This is a genomic window from Streptomyces fulvorobeus (genome assembly GCF_013167895.1).
GTDB lineage: Bacteria > Actinomycetota > Actinomycetes > Streptomycetales > Streptomycetaceae > Streptomyces > Streptomyces fulvorobeus.
Genome location: NZ_BLWC01000001.1, coordinates 2,645,069 through 2,666,554, shown reverse-complemented (window position 1 = coordinate 2,666,554; position 21,486 = coordinate 2,645,069). Strand labels below are relative to the sequence as shown.

At 70.9% G+C, this 21,486-nt stretch carries 18 protein-coding genes and 1 pseudogene; 8 read left to right on the top strand and 11 right to left on the bottom strand.

The annotated features are described in order from the left end of the window. Positions 1 to 1,719: a thiamine pyrophosphate-binding protein gene (locus Sfulv_RS11975; protein ID WP_173313680.1), complete on the bottom strand. Its 1,719-nt coding sequence runs from the start codon at positions 1,717 to 1,719 to the stop codon at positions 1 to 3. A gap of 306 nt (positions 1,720 to 2,025) precedes the next feature. On the opposite strand from Sfulv_RS11975, the gene Sfulv_RS11970 reads away from it, so the two are divergent. After that, positions 2,026 to 3,294 carry a LysR family transcriptional regulator gene (locus tag Sfulv_RS11970; RefSeq protein ID WP_371874660.1) on the top strand — a complete coding sequence of 423 codons (1,269 nt, stop codon included), beginning with the start codon at positions 2,026 to 2,028 and terminating at the stop codon, positions 3,292 to 3,294. A gap of 101 nt (positions 3,295 to 3,395) precedes the next feature. On the opposite strand, the pseudogene Sfulv_RS30295 reads toward Sfulv_RS11970, so the two are convergent. The 3 genes and pseudogenes from Sfulv_RS30295 to Sfulv_RS11960 all read right to left on the bottom strand — a co-directional run. Next, a pseudogene (locus Sfulv_RS30295) lies at positions 3,396 to 3,578 on the bottom strand (transcriptional regulator); the annotation flags it as partial. Between the two features lie 269 nt (positions 3,579 to 3,847). Beyond that, a complete protein-coding gene (locus Sfulv_RS11965) occupies positions 3,848 to 5,527 on the bottom strand; it encodes an ABC transporter substrate-binding protein (protein ID WP_173313678.1) in 1,680 nt (559 codons plus the stop codon). A 124-nt stretch (positions 5,528 to 5,651) separates the two neighbouring features. After that, positions 5,652 to 6,395 (bottom strand): SDR family oxidoreductase, encoded by a 744-nt coding sequence (locus Sfulv_RS11960; protein ID WP_173313677.1) that lies wholly within the window; start codon positions 6,393 to 6,395, stop codon positions 5,652 to 5,654. Between the two features lie 293 nt (positions 6,396 to 6,688). Between Sfulv_RS11960 and Sfulv_RS30290 the strand changes: the two genes are divergently transcribed. Genes Sfulv_RS30290 through Sfulv_RS11940 form a run of 5 tightly spaced genes read left to right on the top strand, consistent with a single transcriptional unit; the run spans position 6,689 to position 10,398 of the window. Next, complete coding sequence (locus Sfulv_RS30290) at positions 6,689 to 7,300, top strand: cytochrome P450 family protein (RefSeq protein ID WP_256668888.1); 612 nt, start codon at positions 6,689 to 6,691, stop codon at positions 7,298 to 7,300. After that, positions 7,219 to 7,875, top strand: a complete 657-nt coding sequence (locus Sfulv_RS30285) for a cytochrome P450 (protein ID WP_256668887.1) — start codon at positions 7,219 to 7,221, stop codon at positions 7,873 to 7,875. The genes Sfulv_RS30290 and Sfulv_RS30285 overlap by 82 nt, the downstream gene beginning before the upstream one ends. After that, complete coding sequence (locus tag Sfulv_RS11950; protein WP_173313676.1) at positions 7,872 to 8,087, top strand: ferredoxin; 216 nt, start codon at positions 7,872 to 7,874, stop codon at positions 8,085 to 8,087. Before Sfulv_RS30285 ends, Sfulv_RS11950 begins: the two co-directional genes overlap by 4 nt. A gap of 17 nt (positions 8,088 to 8,104) precedes the next feature. Further along, positions 8,105 to 9,418: a serine hydrolase gene (locus tag Sfulv_RS11945; protein WP_173313675.1), complete on the top strand. Its 1,314-nt coding sequence runs from the start codon at positions 8,105 to 8,107 to the stop codon at positions 9,416 to 9,418. Beyond that, the gene (locus Sfulv_RS11940; protein WP_173313674.1) at positions 9,415 to 10,398 is read left to right on the top strand and encodes an EamA family transporter; all 984 of its coding nucleotides are present in this window, start codon (positions 9,415 to 9,417) and stop codon (positions 10,396 to 10,398) included. Before Sfulv_RS11945 ends, Sfulv_RS11940 begins: the two co-directional genes overlap by 4 nt. Here the strand turns inward: Sfulv_RS11940 and Sfulv_RS11935 are convergent. Genes Sfulv_RS11935 through Sfulv_RS11920 form a run of 4 tightly spaced genes read right to left on the bottom strand, consistent with a single transcriptional unit; the run spans position 10,350 to position 15,518 of the window. Next, positions 10,350 to 11,372, bottom strand: coding sequence for a GNAT family N-acetyltransferase (locus Sfulv_RS11935; RefSeq protein ID WP_173313673.1), 1,023 nt, complete (start codon positions 11,370 to 11,372; stop codon positions 10,350 to 10,352). The two genes, Sfulv_RS11940 and Sfulv_RS11935, sit on opposite strands and share 49 nt — an antisense overlap. Next, on the bottom strand, positions 11,369 to 13,084 hold the full coding sequence (locus tag Sfulv_RS11930; RefSeq protein ID WP_173313672.1) for an ABC transporter substrate-binding protein: 1,716 nt from the start codon (positions 13,082 to 13,084) through the stop codon (positions 11,369 to 11,371). Before Sfulv_RS11930 ends, Sfulv_RS11935 begins: the two co-directional genes overlap by 4 nt. Beyond that, positions 13,081 to 14,229: a GNAT family N-acetyltransferase gene (locus Sfulv_RS11925; protein WP_256668886.1), complete on the bottom strand. Its 1,149-nt coding sequence runs from the start codon at positions 14,227 to 14,229 to the stop codon at positions 13,081 to 13,083. The genes Sfulv_RS11930 and Sfulv_RS11925 overlap by 4 nt, the downstream gene beginning before the upstream one ends. Next, entirely contained in the window at positions 14,226 to 15,518 is a 1,293-nt protein-coding gene (locus Sfulv_RS11920; RefSeq protein WP_173313671.1) for an ATP-grasp domain-containing protein, read from the bottom strand. The genes Sfulv_RS11925 and Sfulv_RS11920 overlap by 4 nt, the downstream gene beginning before the upstream one ends. Before the next feature lie 276 nt (positions 15,519 to 15,794). Between Sfulv_RS11920 and Sfulv_RS11915 the strand changes: the two genes are divergently transcribed. After that, positions 15,795 to 17,462: a penicillin-binding transpeptidase domain-containing protein gene (locus Sfulv_RS11915; RefSeq protein ID WP_173313670.1), complete on the top strand. Its 1,668-nt coding sequence runs from the start codon at positions 15,795 to 15,797 to the stop codon at positions 17,460 to 17,462. Between the two features lie 34 nt (positions 17,463 to 17,496). Here the strand turns inward: Sfulv_RS11915 and Sfulv_RS11910 are convergent, their stop codons facing one another. From Sfulv_RS11910 to Sfulv_RS11900, 3 genes are all read right to left on the bottom strand, one after another. After that, a complete protein-coding gene (locus Sfulv_RS11910) occupies positions 17,497 to 18,525 on the bottom strand; it encodes an MBL fold metallo-hydrolase (protein WP_173313669.1) in 1,029 nt (342 codons plus the stop codon). A gap of 171 nt (positions 18,526 to 18,696) precedes the next feature. Next, positions 18,697 to 19,881 carry a bifunctional glutamate N-acetyltransferase/amino-acid acetyltransferase ArgJ gene (gene argJ, locus Sfulv_RS11905; RefSeq protein WP_173313668.1) on the bottom strand — a complete coding sequence of 395 codons (1,185 nt, stop codon included), beginning with the start codon at positions 19,879 to 19,881 and terminating at the stop codon, positions 18,697 to 18,699. A 100-nt stretch (positions 19,882 to 19,981) separates the two neighbouring features. After that, positions 19,982 to 20,821: an AfsR/SARP family transcriptional regulator gene (locus Sfulv_RS11900; RefSeq protein WP_173313667.1), complete on the bottom strand. Its 840-nt coding sequence runs from the start codon at positions 20,819 to 20,821 to the stop codon at positions 19,982 to 19,984. Between the two features lie 199 nt (positions 20,822 to 21,020). Between Sfulv_RS11900 and Sfulv_RS11895 the strand changes: the two genes are divergently transcribed. Next, positions 21,021 to 21,458, top strand: coding sequence for a helix-turn-helix domain-containing protein (locus Sfulv_RS11895; RefSeq protein ID WP_173313666.1), 438 nt, complete (start codon positions 21,021 to 21,023; stop codon positions 21,456 to 21,458). Positions 21,459 to 21,486: the final 28 nt, after the last annotated feature.

Genomic DNA, 21,486 nt, shown 5'->3' with positions numbered 1-21,486 from the left:
TCAGATGCTCAGTGCCCCGAAGCCACCGGTCGTGAAGTCATAGTTGACCGGTACTTCGATGAGGAAGGGGCGGCCCAGCTCGGCTCCCTTGCGCAGCGCGCCGAGGAGCTCCTCGCGCGAGGTCGCGCGGGTGGCTTCGACACCGTTCGCCTCGGCGAGCGCGACGAAGTCGACGCTGCCGAACTTGACCGCCGGGTTGTGGCTGCGGCGGTGGCCGAGGTTCTGGTAGAGCTCGATCAGACCGTTGGTGTCGTTGTTCACGACGACCGTGACGATCGGCAGGTTGAGGCGGGCGATCGTCTCCAGGTCGGCGCTGTTGGAGTGGAAGCCGCCGTCGCCCGCGATGAGGAAGGTGGGCTCGCCGGGCCGGGCCATCTGGGCGCCGATGGCCGCCGGGATGCCGTAGCCGAAGCTGGAGCAGCCGGCCGAGGTGAGGAAGCCGAACGGCTGGTCGGCGCGGGCGAACAGCACGCCGTAGTGACGGAAGAAGCCGATGTCGGAGACGATCGTGCCGCGACCGGGGCCCGCCGTCTCGGCCATGACCTCGTTCATGGAGTCCATGACCTGGTGGACCCGCATGCCGTCCTCGTACTCGCTGGGGTCGGCGAGGAACTCCGCGATCCGCGCGCGCAGCGGGGCGATGTCGTGCCGGTCCTTCGCGGCGAGGTCGGCGGTGGCCGCGTCGACGTACTCGACGAAGTCCAGCACGTCGGTGACGACGTCGATCGTGGGGCGGTACACCCGGGGGATCGGGTTCGGCGTCGGGGAGATGCGGACGGTCTTCTTCTCCTGGCCGCGCGCCCACATCGAGGGCCGCAGGTCCTCGGCGTAGTCGTAGCCGACGGTGAGGACGACGTCCACCGGGGCGAACAGGGTCTCCAGGGCCGGGAAGCCGAGGATGCCGTCCATGTAGCCGGTGACGGCGCCGTAGTTGAGCTCGTGCTCGTGGGGCAGGATGCCCTTGGCGATGTACGTCGTGATGACCGGGATGTTCAGCCGCTCGGCCAGGGCGCGGATGGCGTCCACGGCGCCGGAGCGGATGGCCGCGGCACCGACGGCCAGGACCGGGTGCTTGGCACCGCGCAGCAGCTCGATGGCCTCGTCGGCGGCGCTCTTCCAGTCGGCGGCGACCATGCCGGTGGGCTTGGCCGGGGTGTGGGCCGGCGGGTTGTCGCCCAGGGTGATGCCCTCGCTGGAGCCCAGCAGGTCGACCGGGAGCGAGATGAACGACGGGCCGACCGGCTCGGTCATGGCCGCCGACACGGCGGAGTCCACCAGGTCGGTGATCTCGCTCGGGCGCTCCAGCTCCACCGCGTACTTCGTCATCGGCTTGGCGATGGCGACCAGGTCGAGGCACTGGTGGGTGTCGTTGGGGAAGATGTCGTGGGACTCGGACTGGGCGGCCAGCGCGATGACCGGTGAGCGGTCCAGCATCGACGTGGCGATACCCGTGGACAGGTTCGTCATGCCGGGGCCGAGCGTTGCCCAGCACGCCTGGGGGCGGCCGCTGATACGGGCGAGCACGTCGGCGGCGACACCGGCGGTGAACTCGTGCCGGGTGAGCACGAACTCGATCCCCTCGACCTCGTCGAAGAGGATCGAGGCGGCCTCGCGGCCGACGACGCCGAAGACCTTGTCCACACCGTGCTCGTGCAGCCGGGTCAGCAGTGCGTGGGCAGCTGTCGGTTCGTTCTTGGGGCCGGTCGATACGCGGGACATGGGTCTCCTGGTCGTTCAGCATTGGGCAGGTCCCGAGAACCGTGACGGTCGCCGCTCTCCGCGCGCTCTCGTACGGATATCCGAGGAGGGACCGGAGAGAGGGCGGAGACAGGTGGGAGTGACGCGCCCCGAACTCTGATGCCGAAGCCGGCCCCCCGCGCCGGTCGGTCTCCACCAAAAAGGATGTCCACGGTGCCTTTTGAGCGAGCTTTGGCCTCTGTTCCGGTTCCGCCGGCGCAGTTCCCCTTTTCCCGTGCGGACCTGCGGCTTCTGGACACGGTGGCGGGATGCGGAGACCTCGCGGAGGTGGCCCGGAGGCTCGGGCTGCGCCAGGCATCGGTCGAGCGCAGGCTGGACCGGCTCGACAAGGACATGGACCTGGCGCTGACCAGGCGCGGCTGCCACTCCACGCAGCTCACCGCGGCCGGTTCCCGGCTCCTGGTGGCCGGGCGCCGCTTCTTCCGCCAGGTCGACCTGGCGGCGCGTACGGAGATATTCGGCGCGGGACCGGAGGCGCTGGACGCCCCTGACGTGCTGTCGATCGCCTCGGCCGAACCGCTCCTCGAAGACGTCGTCGAGGACGCGTCGGCCACCCTGGGGGTGCTGCTGTCCATCAGCCACGACACCCCGCACGGGGCGCTGCGGCAGCTGGCCGACTTCTCCGTGGACGCCGTGCACACCTGGGGGTTCGACGCCCCGCACGCCTCGGTCGACCGGGCGGTACGGGTCTACGACGTGCTCGACGACGCGCTGTGGGTCACCCTGCCGTCCGGCCATCCGCTCGCCGACCGGGAAGCGCTCTCCCTGGCCGACCTGCTGGAGGAGAACTGGGTGAGCGAGGCGGGCCCCGGCTCCGAGGTGCTGGTCGAGCGGGTCTTCCACACCGCGGGGCTGCCCAAGCCGGCCCGCCTCCAGGTGGCCACGGCCTCGGTCGTCCGGGGCATGCTGCACCGCGGCGACGTCGTGGGTCTGGGCTCGCCCACGGGCCCGGCGCTGCACACCCCGAACCTGGTACGCCGTTCCGTCGTCGAGCGCCCCCGGCGCACCTGCTCCCTGATCGTCGACCCGGCCGTGGTGCCGGGCGCGCTGGCCGGACACCTGGCCACCCTGCTCACGGCCCGCTGTCTGGGACGGTTCGCCGAGCACCACCAGGACATGCTGCGTGACCCCTGGTGGGCCCAGTGGTACGGGGACCAGCTCGACCGCCAGGACGCGGGCGCCGCCCCGGCCGCGCACCCGGCGGCGGACCCCTCGCCGCCCGTGGAACCAGGCCAGCTCGACGTGGAGGATCTGCACCTGCTGCGCGCGGTCGCCCAGCACGGCAGCATCAACAGGGCCGCAGCGGTGCTCTCGATCAGCCAGTCCGCCCTGACCCGCAGGATTCACCGGCTGGAGTTCCGGCTGGGCGCCAGACTGCTGCTGCGCAGCTCCCGGGGCACGTCCCTGACCAGCTCTGCCAGAAAGTTCCTGCGCCAACTGGACGTCTTCGAGCGGGAGTTCCACGGAGCGGGCATCGCGGCCCGCCGGCACCCGGGCCGTCCGGTACCGACGGGCCGGTGGACGCAGGCGGGGTGAGGGCGGGGCGCAGGGTCACGCGAGCCCGGTGTCACGACCGGGGTTGGCCGCCTTCGGCAACCAGGCGTGACACCGCTTCACGGCAGAGGAAGCGTCCACGCTCAGTCCGGCAGCGCCAGGGCAGTCGCCACGGGAGCGCGTGCCTCAGCTCCCCGTGCGGCGATCCGTGAAAGCCGCTCGAAGGCTCGGGCGTACAACTCGACCTGGCTGGGCTGCGTAAGGGCGCAAGCCGCGTCGAGAGTGTCCGCGTGTACCCGTGCGCCGTCGAAGATCGTGGGACCCGGTGGCTGGACGCCCCCGGCCGGCCGGTGCCCGCCGCAGGCTGACTCCCGGCGTCATCCAGCCGCGCCGGGAGGCAAGGCGGAAGCTCAACTGTTCGGTGGATGGATGGCTTCGGGCGGGAGCAGGTGCCCGAAGCGCAGGCGGACGGCACCTCGGGTGACCCACTCCACCTCGCGCGGAAGGCCCCGCCCTGCTCCCCGTGAGGGAAGTAGGGCGGGGCACGCGGAGTCACGCTGCCCGGCGGTAGCGCTCAGGCGTACGAGCCCTGTGTTCAGTCCTCCGCCCCGGCCGCGCCCAGCGCCGCGTAGTCGTACATGCCGAACGACCCCGTCACGAAGACGTTGCGGGCGTCCGGGTGCCGGTAGAGCAGGGAGCGCGGGTAGAGATAGGGCACGATCACCGCGTGCTCCATCGTCAGCCGGTCGATGCGCTGCCAGATCCGCGCCCGTTCGACCGGGTCGGAGCACGTGGCGCCCTGGTCCAGCAGGTCGTTGATCTCGGGGTCGTCGAGCTCACCCATGTTCTGGTTGCCGCGCTCCTTGATGGCCCGGCCGTCGACGATCTGCGGGAGGAAGCCGTAGCCGTCGGGGAAGTCGGCGCCCCAGCCGAACATGATGATCCCGATGCCGTGCTCGGCCAGGTAGGACGGCGAGCCGCCGTAGACCTCGAAGTAGTCGCCCGAGGGGAAGTCCAGCACCTCGGCCTCGATGCCGACGCGGGCCAGGCCCGCGGCGAGCGCCTCGGCCGCCCGGTACTCCTTGAGCCGGTCCTTGCGGGCGGCGATCTTCGTTTTGAAGCCGTCAGGCATCCCGGCCAGGGCGAGTTCGGCGCGGGCCGCCTCCAGGTCGCCGGTGCCGTCGTCCCCGACCGGGTAGCGGTCGAAGGGCTCGTACCCGTCGATGGTGGGCGGGAGGATCGTCGTGGCGATGTCACCGCCGACCGAACCGCCGTACGCCTCCTGCATGGCCAGCTTGTCCGTGGCGAACTGCACGGCACGGCGGCAGTGCACGTTGTCGAACGGCGCGATGTTGCTCGACAGGCAGTAGATCCAGGTGAAGCCGGTCAGCGGGTTGTCGGCGTTGGCCCGCAGCTCCGGATCGGCCAGGATGCGCTCCTGGGCCAGCGGCTGGACGCCGAAGCCGGCCATGTCGATGTGGGCCTCGCCGGAGATGAGCATCCGGTCGACCTCGTGCGGCTCCACCCCGAGCAGCACCTCGATCCGGCTGGCGCGCTGGTAACGGACCGGGTCGGTGGCCTTGTCCCAGTACGGGTTGGGCTCCAGGACGGCCAGCTTGCCCCGGGTGTAGGAGGCGACCCGGTAGGGGCCGGTCGCGACCGGGCCCGTCGCGTATCCCGCGCCGGTGTCCAGGCGCCGGGGGACCGGGGTGGTGCTGGGCATCGTCGCCAGCAGGTCCATCCCCGCGAACGGCTCACGCAGCCGGAAGACCAGGGTGCGGTCGTCCGGGGTCTCCAGCGTCACGGGGCCGTCCGTGTCGGGCTCGCGCCAGGGGCCGCCGTACTCGGTGCCGAGCAGCTGACGGAAGTACGTCGGCCCCACCCCGAGCACGTCGGTGCCGTAGTTGCTCCGGGCGATCGCGTACTTGATGTCGCCGGACGTGACGGGGGAGCCGTCCTCGTACACCAGTCCCTCGCGCAGCCGGTACGTCCAGGTCCGGCCGCCGTCCGACGACTCGCCCAGGCTCTCCGCGAGGTCGGGCACGAGCCGCTGGCCCGCCTTGCCCGGCGCGGTGTCGAAGGTGACCAGGGTCCGGCCGATGAGCCGCAGGAAATTCCAGGTGTACGCGTAGTAGGTGTTCCCCGGGTCCAGGGAGTCGAAGTCGTCCGTGCGTACCAGTCGGAGCGTGCCCCCTGTGGCGTTGGTCGGCCGGACCACACCGTGCACGCCGGCATCGAAGCCGCTGCCGGTCTCCGTCGGCTTGCTGGTCGTCATCTCCTGTAGCCCTTCCTCGCGTTGCTCTTCCGCTCACATCCTGTGCGCGGGCCTTCGTGGAGCGGTGCGGCCGCCGGGTCCGCGCATAGCCGGTGGCGGGTCGGCATAGCGTGCGTGAGCGGGATCAAGCCTGGTCGGTGGGGCGGATGAAGATCTCGTTCACCGTCGCGTGCTCCGGCGCCGTCACGGCGTACCGCACCGCCTGGGCGATGTCCGCGCTCTGGAGCTGGCGGATCTTGGTCACCCGCTCCTGGATCGCGGCCTTCGACGGGGCGTGCGTGATGTGGTCGCGCAGCTCGGTCTCGACGGTGCCCGGCTCGATGACCACGACCCGGACCCCGCGCTCGGTGACCTCCTGGCGCAGGCCCTCGCTGAAGCCGTTCACCGCGAACTTGCTGGCGTTGTACGCGGCGCTGCCCCGGCCCACCACCCGCGCGGCGATCGAGGAGATCTGGACGACCGTGCCCCGGCTGCGCAGCAGATGCGGCAGCGCCGCGTGCGTCATGTACATCAGGCCGAGGACGTTGACGTCCATCATGCGGGTCCAGTCCGTGGTGTCGGCGCCCTCCACGGGGCCCAGCAGCATCAGACCGGCGCTGTTCACGAGGATGTCGAGGGAGCCGAGCGTCTCCACGGTCGAGGCGACCGCGGCGTGCACCGCCTGCTCGTCGGCGACGTCGAGGGGCAGGACGAGCACGGTGGCGCCTCCCGCCTCCAGCTCCGCGCGCAGCGCCTCGAGACGGTCCGTGCGGCGCGCCGCCACGGCGACCTTCGCGCCCTCGGCGGCCAGGGCGCGCGCCGTGGCCTCACCGATTCCGGAGCTGGCCCCGGTGACGAGCGCGACCTTTCCGTGCAGAATTCCGGACATGTGTAACCTCCAGTGTGCGAGCCGGTGTTTCCTTGGATTTCTCACTGCGCCCGGGGCGCGGAATCGGTGACGTTATCAGGCCGGTCATCGCACGTGAATACCCGTGGTCACCACGGGTTATGTGCGCTCCGGACCTGTTATGCGCGGTTGGCCGGAGCCGGAGACGCCGCTCCGCCATATCGGGCAGATTGTGACAGCGATCCCACGTCGGCGGACCTTGGTGTACTGATGGGCGGAAGATGATGCAAGACGATGTAGCGGTCCAGAACGGGAAGGCGGCACCGTCCTACCCGATGCGCCGGGGCTGCCCGGTCGATCCGCCGCCGCAGCTCGCGGAGTTGAGGGCGGGACCCGCGGCGAGCCGGGTGACCCTGTGGGACGGCAGCGAGGTGTGGCTGGTGACCGCGCACGCCCACGTGCGGGCCGTGCTCGGCGACCGCCGGTTCACCGCGGTGACCAGCGCCCCCGGTTTCCCCATGATGACGCCCACCTCCCAGCTGGTACGGGCCCAGCCGAAATCCGCCTCGTTCATCCGCATGGACGACCCGGACCACTCACGGCTGCGTTCCATGCTCACCCGTGAATTCCTTCAGCGTCGCGCCGATGAAATGCGGCCGATGCTGCGGGAAATGCTGGACGAAATTCTTTCGGGACTGGTGTCGGCCGAACGCCCGGAGGGCGGCCCGGTCGATCTCGTGGCGAATCTGACGATCCCCGTGCCCTCCCGGGTCATCGCCGCGATGTTCGGCATACCCGCAGGCGAGCGCGGGCTCATGGAGGACCGCAGCGCCATCCTGATCGACCGCGGCTACACCCCGAGCAGGTGGGCGCCGCCCGGGACGAGCTGGACGCCTTCCTGCGCGAGCTCGTCGAGTCACGCATCCGCGAACCCGGTGACGACCTGATCAGCAGGCTGGTCGTCGACCAGGTGCGCAAGGGCACGCTCGACATCGACGAGATGGTGCCGATGTGCCGGCTGCTGCTGGTCGCCGGGCACGGCACGACCACCAGCCAGGCGGGTCTCAGCCTGCTGAGCCTGGTCACCGACAAGAACCTCGCCACCGCGCTGCGCGAGGAGCCGGAGCTGCTGCCCGCGGCCGTCGAGGAACTGCTCCGCTTCCACTCCATCGTGCAGAACGGACTGGCCCGCGCGGCCACCGAGGACGTCCAGCTCGGTGACGTGGTCATCAGGGCCGGCGAGGGCGTCGTGCTCTCGCTGTCCGCGGGCAACCGCGACGAGCAGCTCTTCCCGTCCCCCGACACCCTGGACCCGCACCGCGACGCCCGCCGCCACCTGGCGTTCGGCCACGGCATCCACCAGTGCCTCGGCCAGTGGCTCGCCAAGGCCGAGATCGAGGAGATGCTCGCCGCCGTCCTGCGCTGGATGCCCGGTGTGCGCCTCGCGGTGCCGTTCGAGGAGCTCGAATTCCGTCACGAGGTGTCGAGTTACGGTCTCGGCAGCCTCCCGGTGACCTGGTGAGCGACCCCGGCCGGCTGACCGTGTCCGTCGATACGACCGCCTGCTGCGCCATGGGCCGGTGCGCGGCGACGGAGCCCGACATCTTCGGCCAGGACCCCGACACCGGCACCGTGGTGCTGCTCGACCCCACCCCGCCGCCCGCGCTCCACGAAGGAGCGCGGCTGTGCGCGGACCTGTGTCCGTGCGGCGCCATCACGGTCACCGAGAACTGACCGGACAAGGAGTGAAGATGACCGAAGTCCCTGGTACCACCACATCCGTCCGGACGGCGGCCGAGAGGGAACTCGCCGAGGACGACTCCGCGCTGGCCGGCCCGTGCCGCTGGGCGATGGAGCTGCTGACGGCGCCGGAGCTGCCCTCGGAGGCGGAGATGGCACCGTCCCTGGTGCCCGGCTTCCTCGACAAGTACCCGCGGGGGTTCACCGCGACCCTGGAGGAGTGGCGCGCGCTCGGCCCGTTCTCCGTGACGACCTACCAGCCGGTCGCGCACAAGGGCTGGCTGGTGCTCACCGACCCGTCCGGGCGGGACTTCTCGCTCACCGTGATCATCGACTCGACCGGGCTCGTCCGCATCCTGCACCTCCAGCCGGACATCTTCGTCCCCGAGATACGGGAGTGGGCCGATCTGGACGAGGCCCTGCGCATCGAGGGCGTCACCTCCTCGGTGCTGGCCGTCCGCATCGAGGAGGGCCGGCACCTCGTCCTGCACGAGAAGGACGCCCACCGGGCGCTCCCCACCGGCTCGGCGTACAAGCTCTATCTGATGCGGGCCCTGATCCACGCCATCGACAACGGCGAGCTCGACTGGGACGACGAGGTGGTCACCCGCCCCGACCTGCGCAGTCTGCCCACCGGCGACATGCAGGAGCTCCCCGACGGCACGCGGGTCCCGGTCCGCGAGACGGCGCACAAGATGATCGCGATGAGCGACAACACGGCCGCCGACCTCCTCGCCGACAAGGTGGGGCGCGAGGCCGTCGAGCGGGCCGTGGTGGCGTCGGGTCACCACGACCCCTCCCTGCTGCGGCCCTTCCTCTCCAGCCGCGAGGTCTTCGAGATCGGCTGGGGCGCGAACGGCCTGCGCCGCCTCTGGGCCGAGGGCGACGAGACGGTCCGCAGGGAACTGCTGCGCCGGGTCGCCGCACCGCTCACCGTGCGCGGCTCCGACCTGGGCGAGACGGTCCACCAGATCGGCCTGGACTGGCACATGAGCGCGTACGACGTGTTCCGCGTCCTCGAAGCACTCGTACAGGACGGCGCGCGGGACGCGACCGGGACGGTCGACGCCATCCTCACCGCCTACCCCGGCATCCTCGTCGACCGGCAGAAGTGGGCCAAGGCCGTCTTCAAGGGCGGCTCCTGCCCTGGCGTCATGATGTTCTGCTGGCTCCTGGAGGACCACAGCGGCACCCCGCACGTCCTGGTGCTGCAACAGGCCGCCGACGAGCAGAAGCTCATCGGCGACGGCCAGCTGCTGCGCAGGCTCGGAGCCAAGGTCATCGAGTCCGGGCTGCTGGAAGGCGAGAAGGAACCCACTCAGTGACCACCAGGGACCGGCTGCTCGCCGTCCTCGTCGCGGTGCTGTGGGGGCTGAACTTCCTCGCCGTGCGGGTGGGGCTCGACCACTTCCCGCCGTTCTTCCTCGCCGCCCTGCGCTTCCTGGTCCTCGCGGTGCCCGTGGTCCTGTTCGTGCCCCGCCCCAACGTGCGGCTGCGCTGGCTGCTGGGGTACGGACTGGGCTTCGGCGCGGTGCAGTTCGGGCTGCTCTTCCTCGCCATCGACAGCGGGATGCCCTCGGGCCAGGCATCGGTGGTGGTGCAGGCGGCGGCCCCGCTGACGGTGCTGCTCGGCGCGGTCCTGCTGCACGAGCGGCTGTCCTGGCAGCAGCTCGCCGGGATGGCGGCGGCGGTGGTGGGGCTCACGGTGATCGCCGTGGACCGGGCCAGGACCGCGGCGCTGCTGCCGCTCTTCCTGACCCTGCTCGCGGCGCTCGGCTGGGCGCTCGGCAACCTCGCCAGCCGGCAGGCCAAGCCCGACCACCCGCTGCGCTTCGCGCTGTGGATGTCGGTCGTGCCGCCCCTGCCGCTGCTGGCGCTCTCCGCCGTCATGGAGGGTCCCGGCACGGGCTGGCGGGCCTTCGGCGGCGCGTTCGACGCGCAGGGCTGGCCCGGTCTGGTGGCCCTGGTCTACATCGCGCTCGCGGGCTCGGTGGTGGGCTCGGGCATCTGGACGGCGCTGCTGAAGCGGTACGAGGCCGGGATCGTGGCCCCGTACTCGATGCTCGTGCCGGTCGTCGGGATCGCCGCGGCCTGGCCCGCGCTCGACGAGGTGCCCAGCGCCCTGTCACTGGCCGGGGCCGCGATCGTGGTCGTCGGCGTGCTGGCCGGCATGGGGACCGCCCTGCCGAAGCGCCGCCGCGGCGGGGACCCCGGACCGGAGACCGGCCCCGGCGGGGAGCCGGGGCCGGCCGTGGCTCAGGCGGACGGGCCGGTCGGGAAGGTCCAGGACACCCAGCGGTCCTGAGGGACGAAGCCCATCGCGCTGTTGACGGCGATCATCGAGTGGTTGTCCTCGGCGTTCGCCGTCTCCAGCAGCCGTACGGCGGGCTCCTGGCGCAGTACGTTCTCCAGGTTCGACAGCTTCAGGAGCAGCCCCAGCCGGTGGCCGCGGTGGGCGCGGTGGACGACCGTCATGCCCTGGAGCGCGTACTCCGGGTTGCCGGTGGTCTTGGAGATGCTGGTGTAACCGGCCAGCGTCCCGCTCGCCCGGTGGACGACCCCCGTGTGGTACGCCCGCCGGCCCCGGCCCACCCGCATGGTCTCGAAGGCGCGGGCGTAGCTCGTCTCGACCTCCTGGTCGGGCTCGGGCTCCGCCCCGGCGGCGCCGAGCGACTGCTCGAGGAGCGAGACCGGCACGGCGTACGCGTCGGGGGTGACCGTGCCCCAGCGGACCAGGCCGTAGCCCTCGGGCAGGGCGGGCACCCCGTCGGCCAGCGGGTTGTGGCGGCGCAGGTCGAGCCACTGGTGCAGACCCGACGGGCCGTCCGCCGCGACCCCGCCCAGCGAGGCGACGAACGCGGAAGGAGCGGGGTCGCGCGCCGGGCCGCCCTCCAGCGGCTCGACGGTCATCCCGGCGAGGACGGTGCGCCCGTGCCCTGCGGCCAGCTCGCGGGCCTTGCCGAACAGCGCGCGGCCTATGCCGCGCCTGCGCAGCTTGGGGTGGACGAGGAGCTGGTCCACCCGGGCGACCGGGGCGCCGTTCGGCAGGGCTGTCCGCAGGGCGCCGACGACCTGCCCCTCCCGCAGGGCGACCCAGTCCTCCAGCGCGGTGGCGGGCGGGGCGAACCGCAGGGAGCCGATCATGTCGACGGGGCAGGGCGGCGCCGACCCGGGGACGTCGTCGGCGGCCTCCGCCATCAGCTGGAGCCACTGGCCCGCCGTGTCGTCGTCGTCCGCGCTCAGCGGGATGAAGCGGAGCTCCGGTGTGCTGTCGGTCATGGAGTGGTCTCCCGGTCGGGGTGGTCGGCGGCGGGTGCGAGGCCCATGGCCTGGATGTCGTAGAGCCCGAACGCCGGCTGGACGTAGACGTTGGTGACCCAGGGATTGCGGAAGGACAGAGTCTTGTCGTGCACCAGCGGCAGGATCACGGCGTGTTCCATGACCAGTCTCTCCACCACCCGCCACAGCCGGGTCCGTTCCGCCGGATCGGTGGTGTGCAGGCTCCGGTCGATCAGCTCGTTGATCTCCGGGGCGTCGAGCTCGGCGATGTTCCAGTTCCCGCCGTTCCGCTTGATCTGCCGGCCGTCGACCAGTGGCGCGAGGAACCCGTACTCGGTCGGGAAGTCCGCGCCCCAGTCCGTGACGACGAGCCCGAGGTTGTGCTTGCGGATGGTCTCCGGTGAGCCCGCGCCCAGGCTGAAGTAGCTGGCCACGTCGAGTTCCTTGACCGTCAGCCGGATGCCGACCCTGGCCACCGACTCGACGACCGCGTCGGCCACCAGCCGGAACTTCCCCCGCTGGGTGCCGATCACCGCGTCGAAACCGTCCGGCAGCCCTGCTGCCGCCAGCTCCGCCCGCGCCTTGTCGAGGTCGCCCCGCAGATCGGGCCCGGCCGGATAGCGGTCCAGGTCCTGGTGGGCGGGGAGCCGGGGCGGGAACAGCGCCGGGGTGAGGTCACCGCCGGTGACCGGGCCGCCGCGGGCCTCCTGGAGCAGCAGCCGGTCCGCCGCGTAGTGCACCGCCCTGCGCACGTGCACGTTGTCGAACGGCGGGATGTGCGGCTGGAGGGAGACGAAGTGCAGGAAGCTCGTACGGGGGTTGTCCGTGTGGCTACGCAGGATCTCGTCCGCCGTGACCCGCTGCTGCGCCGCGTGCTGGAGGCCGCGCCCTTCGAGGTTGATGTCGAAGGTGCCGTCGATCAGCCGGTCGTCGAGCTCGTCGACCCCGACCCCGATGGTCAGCTCCACCCGGTCGGGCAGGGCGGGCCGCACCGGGTCGGTCGCCCGGTCCCAGTACGGATTGCGCGCCAGGTACAGATGGGCGCCCGGCCGGTGCTCCTCGATCCGGTAGGGGCCGCTGCACCGGGGGTCCTCCCCGTACCGGGCGCCGGTGTCGGCGTGCCGGGGGACGGGGGACACGCAGGGCTGGGCCATCAGATGGTCGAAGTCGGCGAACGGGCTGCGCAGCCGGAAGACGATGGTGCGCTCGTCGGGCGTCTCCACGGACGCCAGGGGCTCACTGCTCCGGTACGGCCCCGGGTAGGGCCGCGCCGGATCGTCCAGGAGGGGCACGAGGTACGTCGGGCCGCCGGGCAGCACGTCCTGCGCGAAGATCCGCTGCACGGCGTACCGGACGTCGTCCGATGTGATGGGCGAACCGTCGTCGAAGCGCAGGTTCTCGCGCAGCCGGTACGTCCACGTCCTGGCACCGTCGCTCGCCACCCCGGGGCTCTCGGCGAGGTCCGGCACGGGGGCGAGCCCGCCGGGCCCGGGGTCGGTGGGGTAGGCCATCAGCGTCCGGTTCAGCATCCGCTGCAACAGCCAGACCCACACGTAGTACGTACGGGCGGGGTCGAGGGAGTCCACGTCCGCCGACGACACCAGGCGCAGCGTTCCGCCGCGCCGGTCGGAGGGGTTCACCATCGCGCCGACGGCGGCGTCCCAGCCGGCGCCGGGAACCGTCGCGGCCGGGTGTTCGGTGCGGGCACTCATCGGGGTGCGGTCCTCCGGTCTCGGTCCTTCCGGGGAAGGCGCAGCACGTACGAACGTTCCTCACTGGCCTGGCAGCCGCGCGCCAGCTTCGCCTCGACGCTGCCGATCCCGGCGTGCAGCACGGAGACCCCGGCCTCGGCCGCGGCTTCGAGCACCCGGTAGTACAGGACGTCGTAGTAGAGCGGCAGCTTGCCCTGGGCCTCGTAGTCGAAGCCGGCGCGGTGGCCGAACCAGTGCTCCTCGCCGCGGGCCCGCGAGCGCAGGACCATGCCGAAGCCGATGACGACACCGTTCTGCCTGGCCACGGAGACCATGACGTCGTCACCCATCACGTCGGCGATCCAGGACAGCAGCCCCGCCGAGTGCTCCGGGCTGGCCGGGTTGCCGTACTTCTTCAGGAGGTTGGAGTCCAGCTCGCCCAGGCGCGGTACGAGCTCCTGCGTCAGCGGCTCGACGGTGACCTCCACCCCGGCATCGGCCAGGGCCCGGCGCTCCAGACGCACCCGGCGGCGCCGGTGCTTGCTCATGCCGGCGAGGAACTCCTCCCAGCCGCCGGGCGGAATGGGCAGCCAGGCGTAGTGCGCGGAGGTGTGGGAGCGGTAGCCGCGGCTCTCCAGCAGCTCGACGAGCGAGAGGTCGCGGACGTCCACGTGCGGGAAGCAGACGGAGGCCGCCTTGCGCTCATCGGCGAGCCCCTCGGCGTGGTCGAGCAGCGCCGCGAGGTCTCCGGGACGGGCGCCGGGAGTGGTCAGCATGCGCGTGCGGCCCAGGTGCCTGCCCCCGCACACCAGCGAGGGCAACAGGGACGAGGCGTCGCCTTCCGCCACCTCCGCGAGGATGCTCACCGCCTCCGGCACGTCCTCCTCCGCGGCACGGGTGAGCATCGCGTCGGGCCGGGCGAGCAGCCAGGGCACCGAGTCGGTCGCCCAGGCCGCGACGAGCCCGGCGACCGGCTCCCCGTCGCGCTGCCGCACCAGGAAGTCCATCGTGGTGCCCGAGTTGCGTTCCTGCACCGCCAGCCAGCGCGGTGTCTGGAAGAAGTCCTCCACCCCCGCGAGGTCGTTCCAGCCCATGCCCACGAGCGCGGCGGCGTCCGGGGCCGCCAGGACCCCGTCCCGGCTCTGCACGTCGTGCGGGAGGCTCACGCCTGCTCCTCCTCGACGACGAAGTCGAGGTACGAGGCGGCCTTGTCGGCGAGCGCCTGCGCCTCCAGCCGGTCCGGGCCGTTGCAGTAGGTGAAGCCGACACAGGAGGAGTTGTCCATGCGCTGGAGGAGCGCGTCGCCCTTCTCCACGTGCAGCAGGACCTGGACGCCGGGCACCGCCTCGGCGGCCTCCACCCCGTCGACCCGCTTGAGCGTGCCGCGCTTCGCCGGGTAGATCATGCGGACGGCGGCGCCTCCGGAGTGCGTGACGGGCTCGATCGCCGGGGTCGCGCCGATGGTGAGCAGCCAGGCGTCCAGGATGGGGCTGCGCCCGGTGACGTCGGTGACCAGCATCGTCATGCAGCTGGAGGGGGTGCGGGGGTTGGCCTCGATGATGCGCCAGCCGGACTCGGTGTGCCGCGCCTCGGTGTGGCAGGGACCGTGCCGGTAACCGATGGCTTCCAGCGTCTTGCGGACGACGGAGTACAGCTCCTCGCGGGACTCGTCGGAGAGCGGTACGGGGAAGGTGTGCCCGCACTCGATGTACGCGGGGTCGCCGAACAGGTCCTTCGACGTCACCCCGAAGACGTGGGTGTAGCCGTCCACGGTCATCGTCTCGACGCTGACCTCGACGCCCTCGACGTACGTCTCCAGCAGGACGTCCCCGGAGCGCCGCTGGCCGCGCAGGCTCTTGCGTATCCCGGAGAGCTCGTTCCACGCCTCGGTCAGCTGGGCCATGTCGTCGACCCGGCGCACGCCGTAACTGATCGCCTCCGCCGGGGGCTTGGCGATCATCGGGAAGCCGAGCTTGTGCGCCGCCGCCTCCAGCTGGTCCTTGTCGCTGACCAGCACGTGCGGGATGTTGAAGGGTACGTCGCCGAGGGCGACCCGCAGCCGGTCCTTGACGTTGGCGATCTCCACGGCCTCCGGGTCGGGCCCCGGCAGGCCGAGCCGCTGGGCCGCCTGTGCGGCGATCACGGTGTGGTAGTCGGAGAACGACGTCACCCCGTCCACCAGCGGCCGGCCGTCCTCGCCGGTCACCGAGGCGAGGATGGCGTCCAGGTCGGTGGTGTCCACGTCGATCACCCGGTCGATGACCTGGGCGATCGGGTGGGTCTCCCAGTCGTGGCCGTGGGTGTACCAGGTCCGGTCACCGGTCAGCAGCCACACCTCCAGGCCGTGTTCGCGGGCCTGGCGCAGCCCCAGGACGAATGGGTGGTTCTGCATGTGCTCGACGATGGCGATCCGCTTGTCCGCGAACTGCGCGTAGTCAGCCAGGGGTGTTGTCATCGAACCGCCTCCATGCGTCGGCCGTCGCTCACAGCGTGGGTATGGGGACCAGTTCAGTGGTTCGCCGTCGGCCGGGGCCATGGAGCGGCAGGTGTGCGCATAGGCCGCCCACGAAGCGCATAGGCGGCGCAGACGAGCGATTCTCGGTCAAGTTCCCCGGGGCGGCGGGGGACAAGGGGGAGCGAATCCGGCGGAGGGCACACCGCGGGAATGGCGGTGGCCGGAACCTTTCAGCAACGAGAGGACGCAAAGAGCACGCCCGTATACCGTTCGAGCATGGCTCGACGACACGATATCTACAGTCCCACCCCGCACGGAAAGCGGCGCTCCACGGGAAGCCGTGTACTCGTCTCCCTCCTGGTGCTGGCGGTGGTGGCCGGCGGCGGCTACTGGGGATACACCGTCCTCGCCGGCGGCGAGGGCGATGACGATCCCGAAGTCGCCGCGGCCTCGGCGCATCTGGAGAAGTTCTTCGGCGCCTGGGAGACGGGTGACGCGAAGGTGGCCGCCTCGTTCACGGACACCCCGTCGAATGCGGAATCCCTCATCGCTTCGGTGACGAAGAATCTGGAACCGTCGAAGACGGAGATCACTCCCGGTGACGGCGAGAAGAAGACTTCCGGTGAAGTTCAATTCCCGTTCAACGTGGCGATGAAGATTCCGGGTGCCTCGGACTACTCGTGGGATTCCCGGGCGAAGGTCCTGAAGAAGGACGGCGCCTGGCTGGTCGAGTTCAACACACCCATGATCCATCCGAAGATGGCCGCCGGACAGACGCTGGCCCTCAAGTCCCAGGAGCGCGCCTCCGTCCTCGACGCGAACGGGGACGAGCTCCGTGCCTCGTCCGTGGTCGGCGCGATCGACCCCAAGACCGGCAAGGGGCTCTCGGGGCTTGAGGCCCGCTACGACAAGCAGCTCTCCGGTGGTGTGGGCGGCGCGAAGTCCGTGGTGGTGGTCGACCGGAATTCAGGGCAGGTGGTGAAGCAGCTCACGAAGAAATCCGGAGTGAAACGCGTACCGGTCAGGACCACCATCGACCCGAAGGTCCAGGAAGCCGCGGCGGACGCGCTGGAGGGGGTGTCGAAGAATGCGGCCATCGTCGCGATCGACCCCTCCACGGGCAACATCCTCGCGGCGGCCAACAAACCGGGCGGCCAGAACCGGGCGCTGAGCGGCCAGTACCCGCCCGGCTCCACCTTCAAAGTCGTCACGACGGCCGCTCTGCTGAAGCAGGGCATGCGCCCCGACGACGTGGTGGAATGCCCCAAGTTCGCCTATGTGGACGGTCAGCGGTTCGAGAACCAGGACCAGTTCGTCCTGCCTGGCGGATCGACCTTCCGGGACTCCTTCGCCCATTCCTGCAATACCTTCTTCGTCAATTCGGCCGGGAAGCTGACGGAATCGTCGCTGAACGAGACGTCGAAGGCGTTCGGCATCGGCGGCTCGTGGGACGTCGGCATCACCACGTACGACGGCAGCGTGCCGGTGGCCAACGGAGTCAACGACAAGGCGGCTTCGACCATCGGCCAGGCCCGGGTGCTGGCCTCGCCGCTGGTGATGGCCTCCCTCGCTGCGACGGTGAAGGCGGGGGAGTTCAGGCAGCCGATGCTGGTGCCCGACGCGGTGAAGAAGAAGCACCAGGCCACCGAGGAGCTCGATCCGGGTGTGACGTCGGCGCTCCGCGAGATGATGCGGGCGACCGTCACCCGGGGCGCGGGCAAGGCGCTCCAGGGCATCGAGGGGAATCCGCACGCCAAGACGGGCACGGCGGAGTTCGGCAACGACACACCGCTGCGTACCCACGCCTGGATGATCGGCTACCAGGGCGACAGCGAGCTCGCCTGGTCGGTGCTGCTGGAGGACGGCGGCTCGGGCGGTTCGGACGCGGGCCCGATCGCGGCGAAGTTCCTGGGCAACCTGGAGTCGGCCCCGGCCGGCGAGTGAGGAGACGGCGGGGCCGGAGCGGCGGCCCCGGCGCTCACCTCAGCGCTCCCGTGATGTCCAGCGCGACCATCGGCCGGGGTGTGAGCACCCGGCTCCCCTTCACCGCGCGCCCCTCCGCGGCCGTGTCCAGCGCCGTGACCGCGGCCTTGGTCGGCGCCGCCCACACGGTGTTCGTGGCGCCGCCCCGGAGGTCGGAGACCATGTCGTCGTGGTGGCTGGGGAGGAGCAGCGGCGGATCGCCGAGCACGTCGAGCAGCCGGTCCAGATAGCGGTGGATGCCGGAGTGCGGGGTCATGCTGATCACCGCGACGTCCGGACGCAGGCCCTCTAGCTCGCGGGCGATGTAGTTGCTGGCCCCGGAGAGCAGTACGGACGGTCCGCCGTCGAAGGTGACCAGGTACATCAGCGTGCTCCCCTCGGGCAGTTCGCCCAGGGTCGTGGGGCGCTTCGCCAGGGGGGCGGTGAGGACGTCGGGGGCGAAGTAGCCGTGGTCGGCGCCCTGGCTGTGCAGGCTGGGGATCACCTGCACCGTGTAGCCGTCGAACTGGAGGTACTCGCCGCCCCGGACGGGGATCATGTCGGCGACCCGCTCCGCGGGGGTACCGAGCGCGGTGAGCAGGTGGCGCGAGGTCAGGTCGCACAGGGTGCGGATGCGGTGGCGCCGCCACCGGGGCTGGGCCAGCAGCTCCGGTACGTCGGCGATGTGGTCGAAGTGCCCGTGGCTGACGAGGACGAGCTCGGGTGGCCCGGTGAGCTCGTCGGCGGCCACCCGGGCCACCGCGGCCCGGTCCACCCGCAGGGGCAGCTCGGGGTCGAGTGCGCCGTCCTCGCCCTGGTAGGGCATGCGGCTCAGATACGGGTCGAAGAGCAGACTGCGGCCCCCGAAGGCGAGCTCCCAGCCGGCCACACCGAGCCAGCGCATGCTCAGCCGCGTGGAGGTGATGTCGCGATCCGGCCGCCGTGGTGCCGACGTGTGCCGCGCGGGGGCGGCACCGGCCGTCAGCAGACCACCGCCGCCGACCGCCAGCATCCTCTGGAGCACCGATCGCCGCATCCGCAGCATGGGCAGAACCTCCGTTTGTCACCAGATGTGATCAGGAGGGTACAGAGGGTACAGGTGCGTCAGGTGGTTTCCGGCCATGGCGTGGCGCCGTGTCCGCCACCACGACGACACCACGGCGCCCCGCGGCCCGGAGGGGGCGACGGGGCGCGGAGGACCGGGCGGACGTGCCGGTCAGGTGGTGTACTCGGAGTTGAGGCGCACGTAACCGGGGGTGAGGTCGCAGCCGTAGACGGTGAACTCGCCCTCCCCGATGCCGAGCCCGATGCTGATCAGCACCTCGTCGCCCCGCAGGTGGTCCGCGATCTGCTTGCGCACCAGGCTGTCGTCCTCCGCGCTGCCCGCCGGGTACACGTCGGTGCCGCCGAAGCCGATGGAGACCTTCTCGGGGACGATGTCGGTGTCGTCCTGGCACTTGCCGATCGCCATGGCGACCCGGCCCCAGTTGGGGTCGCTGCCGTGCACGGCCGTCTTGACGAGGGGCGAGTTGACCACCGTCTTGCCCACCCGCTTGGCCTGCGCGGTGTCCCGTGCGCCGGTGACCCGGATCTCGATGAGCTTGCCCGCGCCCTCGCCGTCCTTGGCGATCATGCGGACCAGGGTCAGGGCCACCTCGTGGAGCGCCCTCTCGAACTCGGCCGCGTCCACGGGGCCCGCGAGGCCGTTCGCGAACACGGCGGCCGTGTCGCTGGTGGAGGTGTCCGTGTCGATGGACACCGCGTTGAAGGTGACGTCCATGACCCGGCGGAAGATCCGGTCGAGCTCGGGCTGCGGGAGCTCGGCGTCGGTGGCGAAGAACGTGAGCAGCGTCGCCATGTCCGGCTCCAGCATCCCCACGCCCTTGGCGATCCCGGTGACCGTCGCGTCACCGCAGCGCGCCGTGGCGATCTTGGAGTGGGTGTCGGTCGTCATGATGGCCTCGGCCGCCCCCTCCAGCCCGCGGTCCTGCGGCGGCCAGCTCAGCGAGTCGAGGTGGGTGCGGATGTCGACCATCGGGTACTGCTTGCCGATCACGCCCGTGGAGGCGATGAGCAGTTCGTCCTCGGGCAGCCCGGCGATCTCGGCCGTCCTGCGCCGGACCTCCCGGGCGTTGCGGTCCCCTTCGGGGCCGGTGGCCACGTTGGCGTTGCGGGCCACGACGACCACGCCGCGGGCCGCCGCGAGCCGGGTCTCCTCCCGGCAGAGGACCACGCTGGGCCCGGCGAACCGCGACTGCGTGAACACGGCCGCACAGACGCTCGGCACGGTGGAGAGCAGCACGGTGAAGTCGTCGCGGCCGTCGTCGGCGAGTCCCGCCGGAGCGGTGTGGACCAGAAAGCCCTGGGGTGTGGTCACTGCTGTTGTCCCTTTTCTCTTCATGGGTCGGCGTACGCGCGTGGCCGGCCCGGCGGTCGCCCGCTGCCGCGGTGCCACCGCTCGGCCGGGCCCGTGTCCCATCTTCTATGCGGACAGGGCTCTTCTACGCGGACAGGGCCGAACGCATGGGCAGCGAGGCGGCCTTCGACGTCCTGGCGAAGGCGGAGGTGTTCGCGGGGACGAACTCGGCCTGGTGCAGCACGGCCTGGAGGGCGTCCTTGAGCCTGACGCCCGGACTGATGCCGATCTGCTCGCGCAGCATCTCCTTGGCCCGGTGGAAGACCTGGATGGCGTCGGCGGGGCGGCCGGCACCGTAGTACGCCTTCATCAGCCAGACGTAGAGGTCCTCGCGCAGGGGGTCCTGGTCGAGGAGTTCCGTCAGCTGGCCGATCGCCTCCTCGTACCGCCCCATCTCGATGTCGATCTGGGCACGCAGTTCCACCGCGGCGGCGTGTTCCCGGTCGAGCCCTTCGGCCTGGAGGCGGAGCCGGCCCGAGGCGACGTCGGCGAGGGCGGTGCCCTTCCACAGCGAGAGGCCCGCGTCGAGCTTGACGACGGCCGCCTCGTACTCGCCGCGTGCGCACAGGGCGCGGACGTCCCGGAGCGCTTCCCGGAACTGGAACAGATCGATGCGCTCCACCGGTACGTGCAGCTGGTAGCCCAGGTTGTTGGAGGTGAGCACGTCCTTGGGGAGGCCCGCTTCCCGCAGGGCCGCCCGTATCTTCCATGCCGACGTCTGGAGCTGCCCCGACACCGTGCGCGGCGGCTCGCTGTCCCAGGAGTCCTGGATGATCGCTTCCTTGGTGACGAACTGTCCGGGCCGCAGGGCGAGCGACGTCAGGAATCTGAGCTGCCTCTGCCCCTGGATCAGGATGGGTACGCTTGCGTTCAGCAAGGTCACAGGACCGAGGAGCCGGACCGTCAATCGCTGCACGGCACTCATGAAGCTTCCCCCTTCGCGAGGATCGTTCCACTGTGAATCGACTGGCGTAGAAGTGAATGGGCTCCTGTCCAACATGAGTTGACGATCGGCGGCGATGCTACCCGCGTGGATTGAGGTCGTCAACGAGGGTCGATGCCCCCCGGCGTCGACGTCAACATGAGTCGGGGGTACGGTCATCCGCACGAAAGGCGGTGCAACTTTGAACAGCACAGACGGACCGGAGAGCGCGCTGGCCAGGAAGCTGGACCACCTGTTCACCAACGTGGTTCCCGCCGGCCGGCTCCCGTACAGCTCCGAGGAGGTGGCACGCGCCATCACCGCCGATGGCACGCCCATCTCGGGCAGCTACATCTGGCTCCTGCGCAAGGGGCAGCGCGACAATCCCACGCTGCGCCATCTCGAAGGGCTGGCGAAGTTCTTCGGAGTGCCGCCGGCCTACTTCTTCGACGACCAGGTGGCCCGGGCGGTCGACACCGACCTCCAGCTGCTGACGGCCCTGCGCGACGCGCACGTGCAGAAGGTCGCCCTCAGGACGGCCGGTCTGTCGGTCAAAAGCCTCAAGTCGATCGCTGAGGTCATCGAACGGGTGCGCGAGCTGGAAGGACTGTCGGAAGAACAGTTTTCGAACGACGTATAGCTCCGAGGTTTACCGCAGACGAAGCAGA